This is a genomic window from Vibrio sp. B1-2, assembly GCF_963888445.1.
GTDB lineage: Bacteria > Pseudomonadota > Gammaproteobacteria > Enterobacterales > Vibrionaceae > Vibrio > Vibrio anguillarum.
Genome location: NZ_CAWPJH010000022.1, coordinates 1 through 17,248 on the forward strand (window position 1 = coordinate 1; position 17,248 = coordinate 17,248).

Sequence of the window (17,248 nt, forward strand, 5' to 3'; positions counted from 1 at the left end):
TATCACGGCTCTTGCTTGGGTTGATTCTTGAATCACTCAACTATTGCAATTGTGGCTTTTGGTCGTGTAAGTTAAGTTTATCTTATTGAATTTGCATAACAAACGGCTCAAGAGGGATTGCCAACGCTTGGCGACTTTAGTGCAAAATTGAAGTTCAGATTAAGCAGCTATTTGAGACAAATACGATCACTTTAGGTACACCAATAGAGAGCCGGGTTAAAAGCTTCGCTTCTATAGAAGAAAAACTTCAAAGGAAAAGTAAGGAGATTATCTCCGTTAGCCAATTGAGCGATTTCGTTGGAATTCGTGTCATCGTACTATTTAAGTCTGACATTGAAAAAGTGTGTCACTTAATCAAAGATAATTTGAAAGTAATTGAATCTGAGGACGTAGCTGAGCGATTAGAAGCAGACCAGTTTGGTTATCAATCAACTCATTATACAGTGAAGTTACCTGATGAATGGCTAGCATTACCTACACTCTCGGACCTTGCACATTTGACAGCCGAAATCCAGATTCGAACTTTATCCCAACATATCTGGGCTGTGGCTTCTCATAAGCTTCAATACAAACAGGAAAACAATGTCCCCATTCCGTTAAGGCGCTCAATTAATAGAGTATCTGCCCTTTTGGAGACAGTTGACCTTGAATTTGAGCGCGTTCTAGCTGAGCGAGAAAGCTACAAATTGGATGACCTACAGAAAGTAGATGATGATTCTGGGTTTAACGTAGACATACTCGAAAATATATTAGATAAATTGTTACCACCTGAGAATAAGTATGATGGTCATGAAAATTACTCAGAAATATTCGAGCAATTAGTCAGAAATGGCATTAATAGTGTAAGCAAATTGAAAGAGGTTATCGAGAGTCAAATCGATAAACTTTTACAAGAAGATAAGATAAGATAAGAACTAAAGATATCATCGATGGCAATTTTGATGAGGTTGATGAGGTGGAAAGGGCTCAAAGAGGCGTATTTTATACTCATGTAGGCTTAACTCGTGGTTGTTTAAGAGCCTATATCGGCGATAAAAATTTGTTATAACAAACGGCTCAAGAGGGATTGCCAACGCGTGGCATTTTTATTATGCGTTGGTTTTTGTGGTTACGGTGTTATGCGGAAGCTTGGTAATGGCGTTGGCTGCCCCTTAACCGGGCGTTATGTTTAATCACCAAAAATCAGTGGATTATGGTTTTTCTTTGTTCCCTCGGCTGATTGGTTTTGTGTTTGTCGCCAAGTTCGCTTCAGCGGGCGCTGTTTTCCGGACAATTATTCTTTGGCGCTGGAAATTCAGAGAATTGCCTCAATCTATTTTCAGGCAAGCGCGAGGTCAGGGCGGTTGGCTCAATCAGAAATCAGTTTTAAGTTGCTAGTTGTCAAAGCTCGAAATGTTAAAAGCCCAAGTCTGCTTTTCAAAAGTTATGAGTCAATTCAGTTTTTTAGGTTTTGCCTTTTGTTTGTAAGTCAATGCTGAGTTAATCTCGGTTTTGTTAAAACGTAAGTCATTGAAGCTTAAACATAACAAACGCTTCAAGAGGGACAGCCAACGCGTGGCATTTTTACTATCCGTTGGTTTTTGTGATTACAGTGTTATGCGGTAAGTTTGTAGTGGCGTTCTCTGCCCCTTAAGCGGGCGTTAGGCTTCTTAAGGGGAACATGACGTAAGTCATTATTTTTCATAGTTATCTCATACATACTTATATTGCAACTGCATGCACAATGGCTAGCAGTTTATTGTGAACAAGAATGAGGTATTTCTTTCTATGGCAATCTTTGTATTTGGATACGATTTGGTTAACGAGCAAGGGAGCCCGGCTGACTATCAAGAACTTTGGGATGAATTGGAGCGTCTTGGAGCGCACTGTGTTCAGGAGTCATTGTGGGCTATTAATCTCGACAATACAGCTAAGGAAGTCGTTGAGCACTTTAAAAACGATGACCGTTTGTGGGCTTCTGTAGTTACCCCTGGGCAATACCATTACGTTGGGGCTAAAGCGGGTACAAACAATTGGTTTTCAAATAATAAGTAAAATCAAAGCCTAACAATCTGTTTAAGAGTGATTCGCAACGCTTGGCATTTTTGCTGTGCGTTGCGTTTTGTGTTTAAGGTGGTTTGCGGAAGCTTCAGTATTGCGTTGCTCACACCTTAACAGGGCGTTAGGCATAAGGAAATTATGGAACTCATTCAGCTAAATGAGAGTGAGCTAAAAATGTTGCGTGATGGTCAATCTGAGCTCAAGTATATAATTGACGGAATTCCACCAAATCATGTTTTAGAACGCTCTCTTAATCATTATCGTGATTCAATTTGTGAAGTTTGGTCTTTACCATACTTTATAAAGTCAAATGACCAGCTAATTGGTAGTTGTGGATTCAAGAACCCACCGTTCAACTGTCGAGTTGAAATCGGTTACAACGTAGCTTTTGGGGTTCAAGGCAAAGGTATTGCAACATTTGCAGTTAACAAACTTTGCCAAATTGCGTTTGAATCTGGTTTAGTCAAAGTTGTCTTTGCATTAATCTCTTCTGAAAATTCGGCGTCACTCAATGTTGTTCGCAAAAATGGATTTATTTATAAAAATATTGCTGTGGATAGTGATGGCGAATCATTAGAATGCTGGGAATTAAGCAATAATATCAATGCGTTGGGAAATGCCTAACAAACGCTTCAAGAGGGACTTCCAACGCGTGGCATTTTTATTATGCGTTGGTTTTTGTGTTTACGGTGTTATGCGGAAACTTGGTAGTAGCGTTGTCAGCCCCTTAAGCGGGCGTTAGCTTGCTAAAGGCTAGCAATACTAGCCCAAGCTTGCCCTAATATCTGAAATGGTGATAAATAGCTTATTTTCTGCATCTTGAAACGCTTTAAAACCATAGCGCTCATAGAAATGTTTGGCGCCATCTTTTGCGTCAACAATAACGACGGGAAATGCCACGCTATCACTAGCTGCTAGTAGTTTTCGTAGAGCATCGATAAGTAACCACTCGCCAAATCCTTTACCTTTATAGCTATCATCGATAGCTAAGCGAGCAATGAGTCCGCCAGAAGTTGATGACTGATGCTTTTTCTGTAACTTATCAGGCAATGTTTTTAGGTCAATGGGTGTCATTGTTAAAGTGTAAAAACCGATGATAAGTGAGGTGTTATTTTCATCCTCTAAAACAAATGTTCGGGTATTATCTTTTTTAGCTTGCTGACTTGCCATGACTTTCAAATAGTTATTAAGCGCATCAATTCCGCAGTTGAATCGGTTTCTGTCGTGTTTATCTTTATCGAGTAATGCCGTTTTCATCATTGGGTTTTGGTCTCATAGCGTTCGGCGGCAGTTTTAAGCTTTTGATTTAATGTTGTTGGTTTATCGAGAGCTTCCATAAGTAAAATGGCGTCTGCTTGGCTTAATTTTAGTGTTTGCTCGCGTTCAATCACTTGTTTTGCTTTTTCGATTGCAGCATTGAGTACAAATGAGTTAATACTAGACATGCCAGCGAGAGCAGCCGCTTTGGTTAATAAGTTTTGTGTATCGACATCAACTCTCGCAGTGATACGAGGTAAAGTGGTAGCCATAATGTGTTCTCCTTTGTGTCAAAATGTCACATTGTTATTATGGTGTTTAAATATACAAAAAGCAATCATTGTGTCACTTTGGCACGCAAGCTAACAAACGCTTCAAGAGGGATTGCCAACGCGTGGCATTTTTACTATGCGTTGGTTTTTGTGATTAAGGTGTTATGCGGTAAGTTGGTAGTAGCGTTGGCTGCCCCTTAAGCGGGCGTTAGTTTCTATCTAGAAAAATCATCAAAAAATCAGGTTCAACGTTCTGACAAATCAGCTTTTAGCGTTCAAGTTACACAATTTGGCTTTTGAGTTTTGCTTGATTCTAATTTGGTAGAAAGCGTTGAAAGTTCAGTAGTTTCAAAGTCGCTGAAAACCAACAAGCCTCGAGGCTTCAATGTTGTTGGATGTTCAACACTCAGAGTTTGGTTTCACAAATGGCTTCATCATCGCTGAAAGTGTGCTTTCTTTGTCGCGGACTCTTAACCGTGGCCTACTTAACCTTGAATGCTTTGAGTTTTGGCAGCCAACTTCACAGCTTTTGGCGTTGGACGTGTGTTTGCTTGATGCTTTTGCGTAAAATGACTTTCAAGAAAATGTGTTTAAAAATCATTGTTAAACAATGGGCTACGAAACTAACAAACGCCTCAAGAGGGACTGTCAACGCGCGGCGTTTCCAGTCCCATTGAGCCGCGGTGGTTGCAGTTGTTGTGTTTAAGTTTAGTTGTAATGCGTTGCCAGCCCCTTAGGCGGGCGTTATGTTTAATCACGTCAAATCAGTTGGTTGTATCTTTTCTTTGCTCCCTCGGCTTGTTGGTTTTGTGCTTGTCGGCAAGTTGGCTTCGTCTGGCGCTACTTTCTGGACATCTATTCTTTGGCGCTGAAAATTCAGAGAATTGCCTCAATCAGTTTTCGCGTAAGCGCGAGGTTAGGGCGGTTGGTTCAATCAGAAATTTGATCTTAGTTTTATGGTCTTGGATAGCCGAAATTCGAAGTATGTTTTTCAAAACTATGAGTTGTTTCGGTTTTCTACGTTTTGGTTTTTGTTTATGAATCAAAGTCGAGTTAATCTTGGTTCAGGCAAAACGTAAGTTATTGAAGCTTAAGCATAACAAAGCGTTCAAGAGGGACTTGGCACGCGTGGCATTTTCGGATTGCAGTTTGTTTAGTGGTTAAGGTGTTATGCGGCAACTTTTGTATTGCGTGCCTGCGCCCCTTAACGCGGCGTTATGCAACTCAGGTAAATTTAGGGGCTCAATCTTTTGGGATTTCTCCGGCTATTCGTTTTGTGTTGTCGGTAAATGAACTTTTTCACCCTCAGATTCGTGGTTAACTCAAACCGTAAAACAGACAAGATTCTTGGTTTGCCTCAATCATTTTTAGCGTTGGTTTGCTGCCAATTCAGCTGGCGCAAAGTGTGGAAAGGACAAGTTTATCGAGCATTTTGTACTTGCTGAAGTTTTCGCTCGTTAAGCTTTCCTGACACAAAAGCTTGGTTTGTTGCTGAAAGGTGGACTTTGTTTTGGCGGCTCATTTATCACAGTTCTTGCTTGGGTTGATTCTTGAATCACTCAACCATTGCAATTGTGGCTTTTGGCCGTGTAAATTCAGTTTATCTCATTGAATTTGCATAACAAACGGCTCAAGAGGGATTGGCAACGCGTGGCGGCTTTAGTGCAAAATTGAAGTTCAGTGTTTATAGTGTGTTTTTTGAGTCCGGCGGTGCGTTGTCAACCCCTTAGCCTGGCGTTATATTCTCTCTCGTTCCGTAAACTTTCCGTACTAATTGAATATGCTTTAAGTTTGCATTATAATCAATCAGGTTACGGAATGTATCCGTACGTTGGAGGGGTTATGGCAACGGCACGTTTAGATATCCGCCTTGATGAAGAGATCAAGGCAAAAGCCGAAAAAGCATCGGCTTTACTTGGTTTAAAAAGTCTCACTGAATATGTAGTGAGACTTATGGACGAAGATGCGACTCATGTTATTGAGGAGCATGAAAGTATTATGGTTAAAGACAGTGTTTTTGACGAATTTATGGCTGCATGTAATAAAGTAAAAGCACCGAATCAAGCTTTGCTTGAAGCGGTTAAATTTACAGATAAGAGTGGTATCAAGTGAGTTGGGGTAAAGAGTTTGTAGAACTTAGTAAGTCAAAGCATGACCGCGATTCATTTGACTGTGGAGAGCAAGAGCTAAACACATTTATCAAAACTCAAGCTGCAAAGCACATGCAAGCAGGTATTAGCCGAACAATGGTTTTACCTAGTGCTCAACCACTGTTAAATCAAAAATTCGCTATTTGTGCATTTTATAGTGTTGCACCGAGTTCAATCAGTCGAGAAACATTGCCAGTACAACTAGCAAAGAAACTTCCTAGGTATCCAATCCCTGTTTTTCTTTTGGCTCAATTAGCTGTGCACAAAGAGTATCATGGCTCTGGGCTCGGAAAAATTAGTCTAATTCGCGCACTGAAGTACTTGTGGGAAGTGAATCACCACATGAGGGTATACGCAATTGTTGTGGACTGTCTGACAGATTCCGCTCAAGCGTTCTATACGAAGTTTGGTTTTGAAGTATTGTGTGAACATAATGGGCGTATTCGTATGTTCTTACCAATGAAAATGGTAGAACAGCTTTTTAATCAATAGGCTACGAATATAACAAACAATTCAAGCAAACCCTCAACGCGTGGCATTTTCGTTTTGCGTTGAGTTTAGTGTTTACGGCGTTGTGCGGAAAGTTGGTCGTTGCGTTTTGGGCTACTTAATTGGGCGTTAGCAATACATTCAAAAATGGAGTGTTAAGTGGAAACAAGAAAAGAGCGATTTGACCGATTACAACTAGCTTTTAACTTAGTAGTGCATCACGATACTGAGCTAAGTTTTTCAGATTTAATCGAGCCTAATAGAGATACATTTCATGGTTTTAAACTAATATATTCAACAAATCACCTTGAAGGTGATTTTGCTAATATGTCTCTAAAATCTATAGAAGATGAGTGTCCGACACTTAAAAAGTACTTTTATGGCTCCGGATTACTATTTTTTCTGATGAGTTGTATGACAGAACGTGGAATGAAGGGCAGATTAAATTACCCATTGATTACTCTCTTAGTTTAGATTCAAACGCAGCTGAACGTTTTCGTATATGGGAGGATGGTAAAGATCTTGATAAATCAGAGCAGGACTTTTAAAAGTTGGTTCGACTCATCAAGGAAGGCGCTGATAGTGGCTTTAACTTCGACTACTCATTTTTCATAATAGAAAATTATTATGACTCCATGAAGCCTGAAAATCACAGACCATTTAATACAATTAGGGCATTGAAACGCTTTGATAATTTGGTTTATGAAAAAGAGTCGTTTTGTATAAAGAATCCAATTTTTAATGAGACTAGAGCGCAGGCTGGACAGAGGACTATTGATACTCTTTATGCCTTTCACTCTAGCCCAGAAATTAAAGGCTTTCAGCAACGGAGAATGTTGCTTTATGTTGTTTTATTGAAGGCAGTGCTCCTCAAGCAGAATAAAACTGCCAGCATTGAATCTAATCTAGGTGAATTGATAGAGTTTTGTATATTGGGCTTAGAGAAGTTCCCAAAAACGGAATTGTACTATGCTTGGAAGTTGATGAAATATGGGAAGAGTTTGCGATTTTTCGACCCTGTGAGCCAAATTGGTAAGAAAACCAAGGGAAAATTGAGGGGTATGTCGTGGGACATTTTTGCGCTTCGATATCAAGAGACTATGGCATCAAAGAGTTATGAAGGAGATTTCTGTATCCCGTTTTTTGCTTCTTTTGATAATAGGTTTGTTGAACTGACTAAAGCTTGTCCTATCCGAGCTGTTCTAATTGATGAAGTGTGCGAGAACGTCATAACGATTCAGTTAGATGAACTAGAATTTCAATCCGAGCTAATTAATTCTATGAGTTCAGAGATGCTTGCTGAGCTTAATGACTCAACTAAAAAGCTAGCAAGGATGAAGAGGCCTTTCTTAGTATCAAGTTTGAAGTGCGACACTTTTTACAGATGCGCATGAATATACTCCGTTGGTGTTCTATACCCAAGTCTTTTGCGTGGGCGCGTATTTAATTTGTGTGCAATTTCATTGCAGAGCTTCTGTGTCACGTGTGACATGGAGGTTCGTTTTGGTAAGTATTGTCGTATCAAACCATTGGTGTTTTCATTAGTGCCTCGCTCCCATGAATGGTATGGATTTGCAAAGTAAAACAGGCAGTTATGATGTTTTCCTAGTTGTGCATAACCATGAAATTCAGTGCCGTTATCCGAAGTTATCGTCTTAAAAGGTAAGTCAGAGCGGGTCATGATTTTGCTCATTCTTACGTTGAGTGATTCGCTTGTTCTATCGTCCATTTGCCCAATAAAAGTGTAGGCAGTCATTCTGTCGACTAAAGTGACGATACAGTGCTTGGTTCCGCGACCCACGACGGTATCAATTTCCCAGTGGCCAGGCTCTTTTCGATGCTCAGCGTCTGCAGGCCTTTCGGTAATATGACGCTTATTTGCCAGCCGTCCTCGACTGTCTTTTGAGTTGTACCTTTTACGCCTTTTCTTGGTGGATTGGCGTAGGTGTTTCCATAGCGTTCCACCGAGAGTTTTGTCGTTCCAAACGTGCTGATAAATGAGCTCGTGGCTCATTGTTGGATAGCCTCTCAGACGATTGGGTCAGGACTTCAATCCAGTCGTAGCAAGGCTTCAGGTAGTCTGAAGTCAAGTTTGGTATAGCGTTTATTTCGCCGTGAACGACTAAGCCGGTTGCGCGCCATTTGCAGTGCTCGCTCTGGTTGATAAGAGTACCTATCGAAGAACTTGTTGTAACGACAATTACGTTCAATTTCTCGATAGATAGTGGCTTTGTGACGCCCCAGTTGTTTAGCTATTTTTGCGGTACTGATCCCTTGCTTTCTGAGCGCAGAAATTATATACCTTTCAATCTCAGTGAGGTGTGTGTATTTCATGTTTTTTACTTCTTGGCGGGAGCAAACTTCATGATTATCGCACCTTACTGTTTTTATGTTCAGAGGTGTCGCACTTCGTACTTGAATCCAAGATTGCTAACAAACGCTTCAAGAGGGACAGCCAACGCGTGGCGGCTTTAGTACAAAATTAAAGTTCAGTGTTTACGGTGTGTTTTTTGAGTTCGGCGGTGCGTTGTCAACCCCTTAGCCGGGCGTTATGTTACCAAGTCAACTAGGAGTTTGAATTGACAAATCAAGAAGAAGTAAGAATTAGGAATGAAATTAAATCTTGTTTAGGACGTAATAATGTTTCTTCACTTAAAGACTTTATCGAAGCTGAATTAGATGGACTAATTGAAGACATATATGGGCAAGATGAAACGGATGATACTGAGTTTTCATCCGATTACTTGGTTCAGATTGATAAGGTCCTACGTAATGGACCTCCATTTTCAGACGAACAAATGGAAGAAATGGTAGATATAATTGTTCCCATAATAGTAACGCATGACTTGGCAGGTAAGTAGCGTTATCCATTTGGGTTCAAGTAACATAACAAGCAATTTAAGAGGGATTCTCAACGCTTGGCATTTTTGCTTCTACTTCAATTTAATAATACTAAAGTGCGCATTATATATCTTATGTTCAATAAATAATGACAAAATGAAAGCGCCATGCCTTTATGCGCTTTCTAGGGATGTAGCCATTAAACATAATCAGTATTTACCATAAAATACCTAATAACTAGTCTGATAATCGAAGATTTCATTCTAGTTATTAATACGTTAATTTCCGGCTAGTTTAACTATGAAACCTTTCTTTTCTAAATAAGCTTTAATTTTGTCTCGAGCATCACCCTGGATTTCTATTTCACCATCTTTTACTGAGCCACCACACCCACAACTTTTCTTGAGTTCTGCCGCGAATAGCTTTAGTGCAGTATCATCTAAATCCAAGCCGGTCACGATACTCACGCCTTTCCCTTTTCGCCCTTTTGTTTGGCGATGGATTCTAACCACTCCATCTCCTTTAGGGCGTTCTATAACTTCAGGATCAGCTTTGATACGGCCTAAATCCGTAGAATATACAAGTGTCATAAATCATTTACTTCTTTAATTGTTCTGCTTTCTGTTTTGCAAGCAAATAAGCTTCGATATGTTTTTGAATAGCCACTTTTGAACCTTTGATTAAGCGACCATTGAAAAAGCAATACCACCCATTGAGCTCACCTGTATCATTCTTCAGTGTAAAGCCGCCAAATTGCTCTTGTTTACCATTTGGAGCTTCTCTCTTCTTACCTACCGCACTGAACTCTCTAGGATCAATGATAGAGGCAGTATCACACCACCAGTCTATGCTTTTTTTTACTGCCGCAAGGTTACCAGTCAAAACATGGTTTTTGATCTTAACTTGCCATATATCTGTAGAGTTAGGCGCAGATGTAAGGGTAAATCCTCGATACGTCGCTATAGCCATATGTTATTGGTCTTTTTAATTATAGGTTAGTTAAATAATAATTGTATCTTCACCGTTATCAAGTATATTTATCGATAAACCATATTGTTATAGTGCATCAAGATGAAAAAAAACATCCCTCTCATCACAGATCCTATGATTTTAAAACAAAAGGTTACCGAATTTTCCGACACAGTTTGCTTTGAACAATTTCAACATTTGACACATTGGCAATATTCGAAGAACTCCGCTTTGGCCATGACTAAAGATTGGAATCATTTTGTTACATTTTGCAAAATAAGATGTGTTAGTCCTCTTCCAAGCTCAACAACAGCTGTTAGGCAATTTATCGAAACGGAAGCTCGAGTGAGAAAATACGCGACTATCAGACGTTACATGGTCACCATTGGTATCATCCATCACCTACTTTCGATGAAAGACCCCACGCAAAACCGACTCACTCAACTTTCTTTGTTTCGTCTTAAAGGAGAGAAAGGTGATGATGCTAAGCAAGCGACACCGTTAACGAAAAAACATTTATTAGCACTAGATATACAACTTATCCATTCACCTCACAAAAAGGATATCCGCGATCTTGCCATCTATTATGTGATGTTTGAGTGTGCTTTGAAACGAAGTGAGCTTAAAAAACTAAGTACAGGCCAAATCTTAACTGTGGATGGGCAAATGAAGATCATCGTGGGAAATGTCGATTATTATCTTTCTGAATCGGCCTCTCTTGCACTTAAAAAGTGGCTACAATTACTCAATAAAGAGTCGAACATTGTATTTTGTTCAATCGATCGCCATGGCAATATTTCAAATAGATCTTTAAATGATGCGTCTATTTTCCGTATCTTACGTCATGCAGGGCAACGTTTAGGCATATTTGAATTGAGGTTTTCAGGCCAATCAACCCGTGTTGGTGCGGCTCAAGAACTGGCTAAACAAGGTTATAAAACTCAAGATATTCAGCAATTTGGACGATGGTTAAGCCCTGCAATGCCAGCTCAATACATTGGTAAGCTCGACATTGCAGAAAGTGAACGGATGAAATTTAAGGTCATTAAACCTTTTGATTGAGTGACGTTGTCACACAGTTGGCTAGAAATTCATGAAACCTATGCCCATTATGCTCTAACATTTTAGGAAACATTGAAATGGGAGTCATGCCTGGGAAGGTGTTAACTTCATTAAGATAAATGTTTCCCTCTGGGGTTAAAAAGAAATCAATACGTGCAAGGTGCCTAAGCTTCATGTGGGTAAAAACCCTAGCAGCACAATCACTTATCATTTCTAATTGATCTCTTGTTAAATTCTGAGCTTGTACTTCAGTCATCGAATGGCTAGTCGCACTGTATTTTTCTTCATAAGTATAAAATGCGTCTTCTGGTGCGATGATCTCACCCGGCTTAGAAAGATATAAAACACCATCAAGCTGATAAGCGGCAACTTCTAATTCCCTAGGTTTCACTGCTTTTTCAACCAGAACTTGTTCCGAGTAGCTAAAAGCCGCATCGATTGCGCTGTTGAGCTGGGAAACCTCGGTGACTTTGTAACAACCAACAGATGAGCCTTGTCTCGCCGCTTTAATAAACACACTTCCCCATTTTTCCAGAGCCTGATTACACTGCTGATGCGCTTGTGCATTATTTTCTGAAAGAAAAAGATAAGGTGTATTAGGAATACCCAGCGCATCGTACCAAAGCTTAGATGTAATTTTATTAAAACTGTTAGCACTGGCTTCTGGACCACAACCTAAATATGGGATGCCAGCCAGCTCGAGCATCGATTGAATGTCGCCCGTTTCCCCTGGATAACCATGAATGCAAGGAACCACAAAATCGATATTGACGGCGACACCATTGGTATTCAATGTTGCAGCATTCGTATCTAAGAAACTCAGATCGCCCTTTTCACTGTACCAACCATCGGGTCGCATTTCGACGCGAATAACTTGAAAACCTTCTGTTTTTTCAAGTTGTGCTTGTAAATAGTTGGCTGACACAAGTGAAACTTCATGTTCTGACGAACCGCCACCACATAATAATAGAATTGTTGTTTGAGTCATTAAAATCTGTCCATGCTGCTGACGAATAAACTATAAAGCATGATAATCAATTCAGTGTGAAGTTACACGGTTTTAGCCAAGGAAAACCTTTTTACTGTTGTAACAGGCTAAGTTATAAGCAATAAAGGGGCATAAGCCCCTTTGATCATTTATTCGCGATAAAATCCAGAATCAGTTCAACTTATTGAGTGTCGGAAATTCCGAATTTTTGATGGTATCAATACTTTTGGCAAAAGGTTTCATTGCTTGAAACTCGGTTGGCAGTGTTTTAATTGCTTCAACAGCATCGGCTCGAGTTGCGTAGTCACCATAAAGTACGGTGTACCACTTGGTTCCATTCACTACTTTATAATTTTCCCAAATAGGTTGGCCGTCAGAATTGGGCAGTTTACTGGCAAACTGATCAACTTTATTCTGTGATCCAACAGCAACGACCTGAATGGTGTAGCCAAAACGCGGATTCATTGCCGTCTGTTTAGCTGTCGGTGGAATGAGCGCTACTGCGGCTTTGCTTTGAGGGCTCATCTTAACGACTTTTTTCTCTGTATCGTTAGGAGACATCTTCACCACATTCGTTTCGACATTGCTCTCAGAAATTCCAGTAGCCATGCCTTCTTGAGCGACTACTGGTTGCTGAACCGGAGCAACTTTGTACTCTTCACGATGGCTTTCAGAGGTGACATCGGTAATGTATGTATCAGATGCACAGGCAGCCAGAAGCACTGATAAACCGACAATTGTGATTTTTTTCATGAATTGTTCAACGCCTTAAGTAGAAATTACTATAAATCATGCCGATAGCGACGCTCAGAATCAAGCTCGCTTTGTGATTATATAACCTTGTACTGTGATTTATGGCACAAAGTCGCAGTTGTTTCACGACGTAATGATCACAATCAAACCAATATAGTGAACAAGGATAGCATTTGTTCGCTAAGCTAACGGTAATTTGTGAGTGAAAGGTTCATCAACATGAACAATTTAAATCCATTCCTGAAACCAAAATCGATCGCGGTTGTTGGTGCATCAGTACGCTCGCTTCGTGCTGGCAATATCGTGATGAAGAACCTACTTCAAGGAGGCTTCGATGGTGCGATTATGCCTGTCACGCCTTATTATCCATCCGTCTGTGGCGTATTGGCCTACAAAAGTATCGCATCTCTGCCTATCGTCCCTGATATTGCGATTTTATGCACGCACGCAACACGCAACGTCACCTTATTTAAGCAATTGGCAGATAAAGGCATCAGCTCCGTCATCGTACTTTCATCTGATATGTATACTGAAGATGCTCAAGGAGTCGAAATCCAAGCCCAATGTTCTAGAATTGCAAAATCGGCAGGAATGCGCATTTTGGGCCCCAATAGCTTAGGGCTGATCCTACCTTGGTTAAATTTCAACGCTTCGTTTTCTCCTGTCACAGCCTTAAAAGGTAACATTGCCTTTATTTCACAATCTGCAGCGGTTTGTACCACGATTTTAGATTGGGCAAATGACAAAGAAATCGGATTTTCAGCATTTATTTCTCTTGGTAATGCCAGCGACATCGATTTCTCTGACTTGCTTGATTGCCTGAGCACGGATAGACACACCCAAGCCATTTTGCTTTATGTTGATACGATTAAGGATGCTCGCCGTTTTATGTCGGCAGCGCGTGCCGCGTCACGTAACCGGCGAATCTTAGTATTAAAAGGAGGAAGAACGCTTGCTGGACGTAAAGCGGCGCAAGCACATACTGGTGGAGACAATACACTCGACATTATTTATGACTCCGCAATTCAACGCACGGGTATGTTACGGGTGAATAATACCCATGAACTCTTTGCCGCTGTTGAAACACTCACTCACTCCGTTCCATTACGAGGTGAACGTCTTGCTATTATTACCAATGGTGGCGGGCCAGCTATTATGGCCGTCGATACCTTGTTAGATCGAGGCGGAAAGCTTGCCGATCTTGAAGAGTCTACTTATCAAAAACTAAATCAGTGCCTGCCTAAAAGTTGGTCTCACAGTAATCCGGTCGATATGGTGGGTGATGCGGATCATACTCGCTACGTTAATACACTAAATGTGCTGCTAGATAGTGATAAAACCGATGCCATTCTCATTATGCACAGCCCATCTGCGATTGCGCAGTCTGAGCAAACCGCTCAAGCGGTGGTCGACGCGATTAAAGCGCACCCTCGCCATAAACGTTTTAACATCCTAACCAATTGGTCAGGTGAACTTACCGCGCGCCCGGCTAGACAAATATTTACCCAAGCGGGCATTCCAACCTATCGAACGCCAGAAAGTGCAGTAGTGGCATTCATGCACTTAGTCGAGTACCGTCGAAATCAAAAGCAACTAATGGAAACGCCGACGACCGCAGAACCCGTTCACGTGTCAGAAATACACAGCGCGCAGCAATGGATAGCGGAGCAACTGGATATACACCCTACCCGCCACCTTGATACACACCAAATAGGCAAGCTATTTAAATGTTTTAATTTTAACGTATTACCAACTTGGATAGCTTCTGATGCCAGTGAAGCGGTACATATTGCCGAGCAAATTGGTTACCCAGTCGTGGTGAAATTGCGTTCGCCCGATATTACGCATAAATCAGATGTGCAAGGCGTGATGCTCAATCTACGCAACCGCCACGAAGTGGCAAGCGCAGCGCAAGCGATATTGGATCGTACGCAGATCTCGTATCCTTCCGCTAATATTCATGGGTTATTGGTTCAGGCAATGGCAAAGCTCGCTGGCGGCGAAGAGCTCAGGATCAAAGTGATTACTGATACAACCTTTGGCCCGGTCATTTTACTGGGACAAGGTGGTTCCGAATGGGATGAATCAATCGATGCCGCCGCCGCACTACCCCCACTGAATATGACGCTCGCTCGTTATCTGATTGTCAGAGCAATACGCAGCGGGAAAATTCGGCTGCAAAAACTACCAGAGCCAATGAATATTGATGGGTTATCTGAGTTTTTAGTTCGTATCTCGCAGATGATTATTGAATGTCCACAAATAGATGAATTAGATATTCACCCGGTTTTAGTCAGTGGCAATCAATTCACTATATTGGATGCCAACTTAGTCCTAAAAGATTACCAAGGCGACGGACAAAGTAGATTAGCTATCCGCCCCTATCCAAGTGAGTTTGAAGAAAATGTGATCCTAAAGGACAACTCGGCCATTACCTTACGCCCAATCTTGCCCGAAGATGAGCCGTATCATGCAGAGTTTATCCGTAACGTATCAAAAGAAGATTTGTACAAACGCTTTTTTTCGGATGTCGGCGAGTTTAACCATGAAGCCTTAGCCAATTTTACTCAAATTGACTATGACCGAGAAATGGCTTTTGTCGCAGTGGATCATACCAATGATCAAGAGAGTATTATTGGCGTTTCACGAGCACTCATTAACCCTGAGAATAGCGATGCTGAGTTCGCCATCTTGATCCGTTCGGATTTAAAAGGAAAAGGTTTAGGTAAAATCTTGCTGCAAAAAATCATCGACTATTGTCGCTTGAAAGGAACCTTACAAATTTCCGGCATGACCATGCCAACCAACCGAGGCATGTTGACGCTAGCGCAAAAATTAGGTTTTGAGATTGAAGTGCATTTCGAAGATGGGACGGCAGATATGGTTTTGATCTTAAATAAACCAGAATAAAGCCGTAGCGATCAGGTTTGATCACTGCGATCCGCCCAAAATTTTAACTTAGCGTCCAGTTTTTCTTGAGGTATTGCACACACCACGACTTTGCTTCGCCCATTTTATTACGCCGCCATGCCATAATGATCTGCATCGATTTTTCTTCAGATCCGCTGATTGCTTTCAGTTTACCTGCGGCGATCAATGGTTCTGCTATCTGTTTCGGTAATGTGCCAATGCCTAACCCTTCCACTAAAGCGGCACATTTTGCGCTGAAATTAGTTACCGTCAAACGCGGTTGTTTTTGCAAAATATTCACGCTCATTGCAGGCTGGTCACGCGCGGTATCGGCAATCGCAATCACTCGATACTTTTGCCTTGCTTCTTCATCAAATGCACCGCTTCGTTTGTGCACGTAATGCGAGCTGGCCGCTACCCAAACCATTGACATAGTTCCTATGGTTTCTGCTTTTACATCTTGTGGTAACGTATCGATACGTGGGCAAATCAGCAAATCGGCTCGATCGGTTGAAAGTGACTCCCAACACCCCGCTAAAATTTCTTCTTGAAGACGGATTCGTGTTTTACTGACATTACCTAACGCTTCAACCATTGGGAAAAAATTATGAATAGGGATAATACCGTCAAATGCGACCGTCAAATCCAGTTCCCAACCATTCGCTAACAAGGTTGCGTCATTCACCAATTTTTCTGTCGCCGATAAAATGGCTCTACCCCGCTCAAGAATGAGCAAGCCGGCTTCAGTAAACGTCGCTTTATGCCCTGAACGGTCAAAAATAGTGATATCTAAATCTTGTTCCAATTTTTGGATCTGATAACTCAGCGATGATGGTGCACGGCTTAGCTCATTTGCCGCCGCAGCAAAGCTGCCTCGTCTATCAATCGCATCTAAAATATGAAGCGCTTCTAAGGTAATTGGACTTTGCAAAATGGACATCCTTTGGTGAAATTGCAGTGAGTATGCAATAACGAGTATGCCTTATTTATCATCGTTGTGGTATCTCTGACGGGATGGAAAATAGACGAGGAGAACTGGTTTGGAACCAAAAATCGTAGAAATAACAAAGCCAGTTTAATACTGGCTTTGAGACACATTCATTTAAAAAGGGGTAGAAAAGTTATCAATGAGTGAGTCTATTTCTTATTTTCTGACATCTCTTTCTTAACCATGACCGCTGCAGCCACGATAAAAACGATGATTAATCCAAGCTCCATATAAAACCTCGATAAGTGTGTAAAATTAAAGGCTAAAATATAAACAACGCGATTCTAGCAGACTGGAAAAATATAGACAGCTTTTAACGTATTGCTAACGTTTTTAGCGACTCAGTTCAAAAAGAGCGTGAATACAGAAAAATGGTAATTTTCATCACATCCGTAACTCTAGATTGTTATATTCTCTTCCTACTTGAAGCTACAGCGGTGTTTAACAACGCACCGCCGAACTAAAAAACCCACTGTAAACACTTGCACTAAAGCCGCCACGCGTTGGCAGTCCCTCTTGAATGCTTGAA

At 41.0% G+C, this 17,248-nt stretch carries 19 protein-coding genes and 1 pseudogene; 12 read left to right on the plus strand and 8 right to left on the minus strand.

The window, feature by feature from the left end:
* Positions 1 to 269: 269 nt before the first annotated feature.
* The 4 genes from AACQ75_RS08280 (at position 270) to AACQ75_RS08295 (ending at position 2,664) form a co-directional block, all read left to right on the plus strand.
* On the plus strand, positions 270 to 911 hold the full coding sequence (locus tag AACQ75_RS08280; protein ID WP_339605554.1) for a GTP pyrophosphokinase: 642 nt from the start codon (positions 270 to 272) through the stop codon (positions 909 to 911).
* 253 nt (positions 912 to 1,164) lie between these two features.
* Positions 1,165 to 1,377 (plus strand): hypothetical protein, encoded by a 213-nt coding sequence (locus tag AACQ75_RS08285; RefSeq protein ID WP_069573293.1) that lies wholly within the window; start codon positions 1,165 to 1,167, stop codon positions 1,375 to 1,377.
* Positions 1,378 to 1,767: 390 nt separating this feature from the next.
* Positions 1,768 to 2,034, plus strand: coding sequence for a hypothetical protein (locus tag AACQ75_RS08290; protein ID WP_170888460.1), 267 nt, complete (start codon positions 1,768 to 1,770; stop codon positions 2,032 to 2,034).
* Positions 2,035 to 2,178: 144 nt separating this feature from the next.
* A complete protein-coding gene (locus AACQ75_RS08295; RefSeq protein WP_170888461.1) occupies positions 2,179 to 2,664 on the plus strand; it encodes a GNAT family N-acetyltransferase in 486 nt (161 codons plus the stop codon).
* Between the two features lie 138 nt (positions 2,665 to 2,802).
* On the opposite strand, the gene AACQ75_RS08300 is transcribed toward AACQ75_RS08295, so the two are convergent.
* Positions 2,803 to 3,300, minus strand: a complete 498-nt coding sequence (locus AACQ75_RS08300) for a GNAT family N-acetyltransferase (RefSeq protein ID WP_088733355.1) — start codon at positions 3,298 to 3,300, stop codon at positions 2,803 to 2,805.
* Positions 3,297 to 3,569 carry a type II toxin-antitoxin system TacA family antitoxin gene (locus AACQ75_RS08305; RefSeq protein ID WP_010319336.1) on the minus strand — a complete coding sequence of 91 codons (273 nt, stop codon included), beginning with the start codon at positions 3,567 to 3,569 and terminating at the stop codon, positions 3,297 to 3,299. Before AACQ75_RS08305 ends, AACQ75_RS08300 begins: the two co-directional genes overlap by 4 nt.
* A gap of 385 nt (positions 3,570 to 3,954) precedes the next feature.
* On the opposite strand from AACQ75_RS08305, the gene AACQ75_RS08310 reads away from it, so the two are divergent.
* From AACQ75_RS08310 to AACQ75_RS08330, 5 genes are all read left to right on the plus strand, one after another.
* Positions 3,955 to 4,137 (plus strand): DUF645 family protein, encoded by a 183-nt coding sequence (locus tag AACQ75_RS08310; protein ID WP_088733358.1) that lies wholly within the window; start codon positions 3,955 to 3,957, stop codon positions 4,135 to 4,137.
* A 1,274-nt stretch (positions 4,138 to 5,411) separates the two neighbouring features.
* Complete coding sequence (locus AACQ75_RS08315; RefSeq protein ID WP_004397250.1) at positions 5,412 to 5,681, plus strand: type II toxin-antitoxin system TacA family antitoxin; 270 nt, start codon at positions 5,412 to 5,414, stop codon at positions 5,679 to 5,681.
* On the plus strand, positions 5,678 to 6,211 hold the full coding sequence (locus AACQ75_RS08320) for a GNAT family N-acetyltransferase (RefSeq protein WP_017045662.1): 534 nt from the start codon (positions 5,678 to 5,680) through the stop codon (positions 6,209 to 6,211). Before AACQ75_RS08315 ends, AACQ75_RS08320 begins: the two co-directional genes overlap by 4 nt.
* Before the next feature lie 156 nt (positions 6,212 to 6,367).
* Positions 6,368 to 6,682: a hypothetical protein gene (locus AACQ75_RS08325; RefSeq protein ID WP_017045663.1), complete on the plus strand. Its 315-nt coding sequence runs from the start codon at positions 6,368 to 6,370 to the stop codon at positions 6,680 to 6,682.
* A gap of 77 nt (positions 6,683 to 6,759) precedes the next feature.
* Positions 6,760 to 7,602: a hypothetical protein gene (locus AACQ75_RS08330; protein ID WP_088733361.1), complete on the plus strand. Its 843-nt coding sequence runs from the start codon at positions 6,760 to 6,762 to the stop codon at positions 7,600 to 7,602.
* Here the strand turns inward: AACQ75_RS08330 and AACQ75_RS08335 are convergent.
* Positions 7,587 to 8,542, minus strand: a pseudogene (locus tag AACQ75_RS08335) (IS30 family transposase). The gene AACQ75_RS08330 and the pseudogene AACQ75_RS08335 sit on opposite strands and share 16 nt — an antisense overlap.
* Positions 8,543 to 8,787: 245 nt before the next feature.
* On the opposite strand from AACQ75_RS08335, the gene AACQ75_RS08340 reads away from it, so the two are divergent.
* Positions 8,788 to 9,069, plus strand: coding sequence for a hypothetical protein (locus AACQ75_RS08340; RefSeq protein WP_170888463.1), 282 nt, complete (start codon positions 8,788 to 8,790; stop codon positions 9,067 to 9,069).
* 258 nt (positions 9,070 to 9,327) lie between these two features.
* Here the strand turns inward: AACQ75_RS08340 and yciH are convergent, their stop codons facing one another.
* Both yciH and AACQ75_RS08350 read right to left on the minus strand, forming a co-directional pair.
* On the minus strand, positions 9,328 to 9,639 hold the full coding sequence (yciH, locus tag AACQ75_RS08345; protein WP_170888464.1) for a stress response translation initiation inhibitor YciH: 312 nt from the start codon (positions 9,637 to 9,639) through the stop codon (positions 9,328 to 9,330).
* Positions 9,640 to 9,646: 7 nt separating this feature from the next.
* Positions 9,647 to 10,018 (minus strand): DUF3319 domain-containing protein, encoded by a 372-nt coding sequence (locus AACQ75_RS08350; protein ID WP_013867787.1) that lies wholly within the window; start codon positions 10,016 to 10,018, stop codon positions 9,647 to 9,649.
* A 102-nt stretch (positions 10,019 to 10,120) separates the two neighbouring features.
* Here AACQ75_RS08350 and AACQ75_RS08355 point away from each other — a divergent pair, with 102 nt between their 5' ends.
* Positions 10,121 to 11,080: a tyrosine-type recombinase/integrase gene (locus AACQ75_RS08355; RefSeq protein ID WP_170888465.1), complete on the plus strand. Its 960-nt coding sequence runs from the start codon at positions 10,121 to 10,123 to the stop codon at positions 11,078 to 11,080.
* On the opposite strand, the gene AACQ75_RS08360 is transcribed toward AACQ75_RS08355, so the two are convergent.
* Positions 11,064 to 12,068, minus strand: a complete 1,005-nt coding sequence (locus tag AACQ75_RS08360; protein ID WP_170888466.1) for a D-alanine--D-alanine ligase — start codon at positions 12,066 to 12,068, stop codon at positions 11,064 to 11,066. The two genes, AACQ75_RS08355 and AACQ75_RS08360, sit on opposite strands and share 17 nt — an antisense overlap.
* A gap of 171 nt (positions 12,069 to 12,239) precedes the next feature.
* On the minus strand, positions 12,240 to 12,821 hold the full coding sequence (locus tag AACQ75_RS08365) for an SPOR domain-containing protein (RefSeq protein WP_013867790.1): 582 nt from the start codon (positions 12,819 to 12,821) through the stop codon (positions 12,240 to 12,242).
* A gap of 219 nt (positions 12,822 to 13,040) precedes the next feature.
* On the opposite strand from AACQ75_RS08365, the gene AACQ75_RS08370 reads away from it, so the two are divergent.
* Complete coding sequence (locus AACQ75_RS08370) at positions 13,041 to 15,731, plus strand: bifunctional acetate--CoA ligase family protein/GNAT family N-acetyltransferase (RefSeq protein WP_170888467.1); 2,691 nt, start codon at positions 13,041 to 13,043, stop codon at positions 15,729 to 15,731.
* A 43-nt stretch (positions 15,732 to 15,774) separates the two neighbouring features.
* Here AACQ75_RS08370 and AACQ75_RS08375 read toward each other — a convergent pair whose 3' ends face one another.
* A complete protein-coding gene (locus AACQ75_RS08375) occupies positions 15,775 to 16,671 on the minus strand; it encodes a LysR family transcriptional regulator (protein WP_017047920.1) in 897 nt (298 codons plus the stop codon).
* Positions 16,672 to 17,248: the final 577 nt, after the last annotated feature.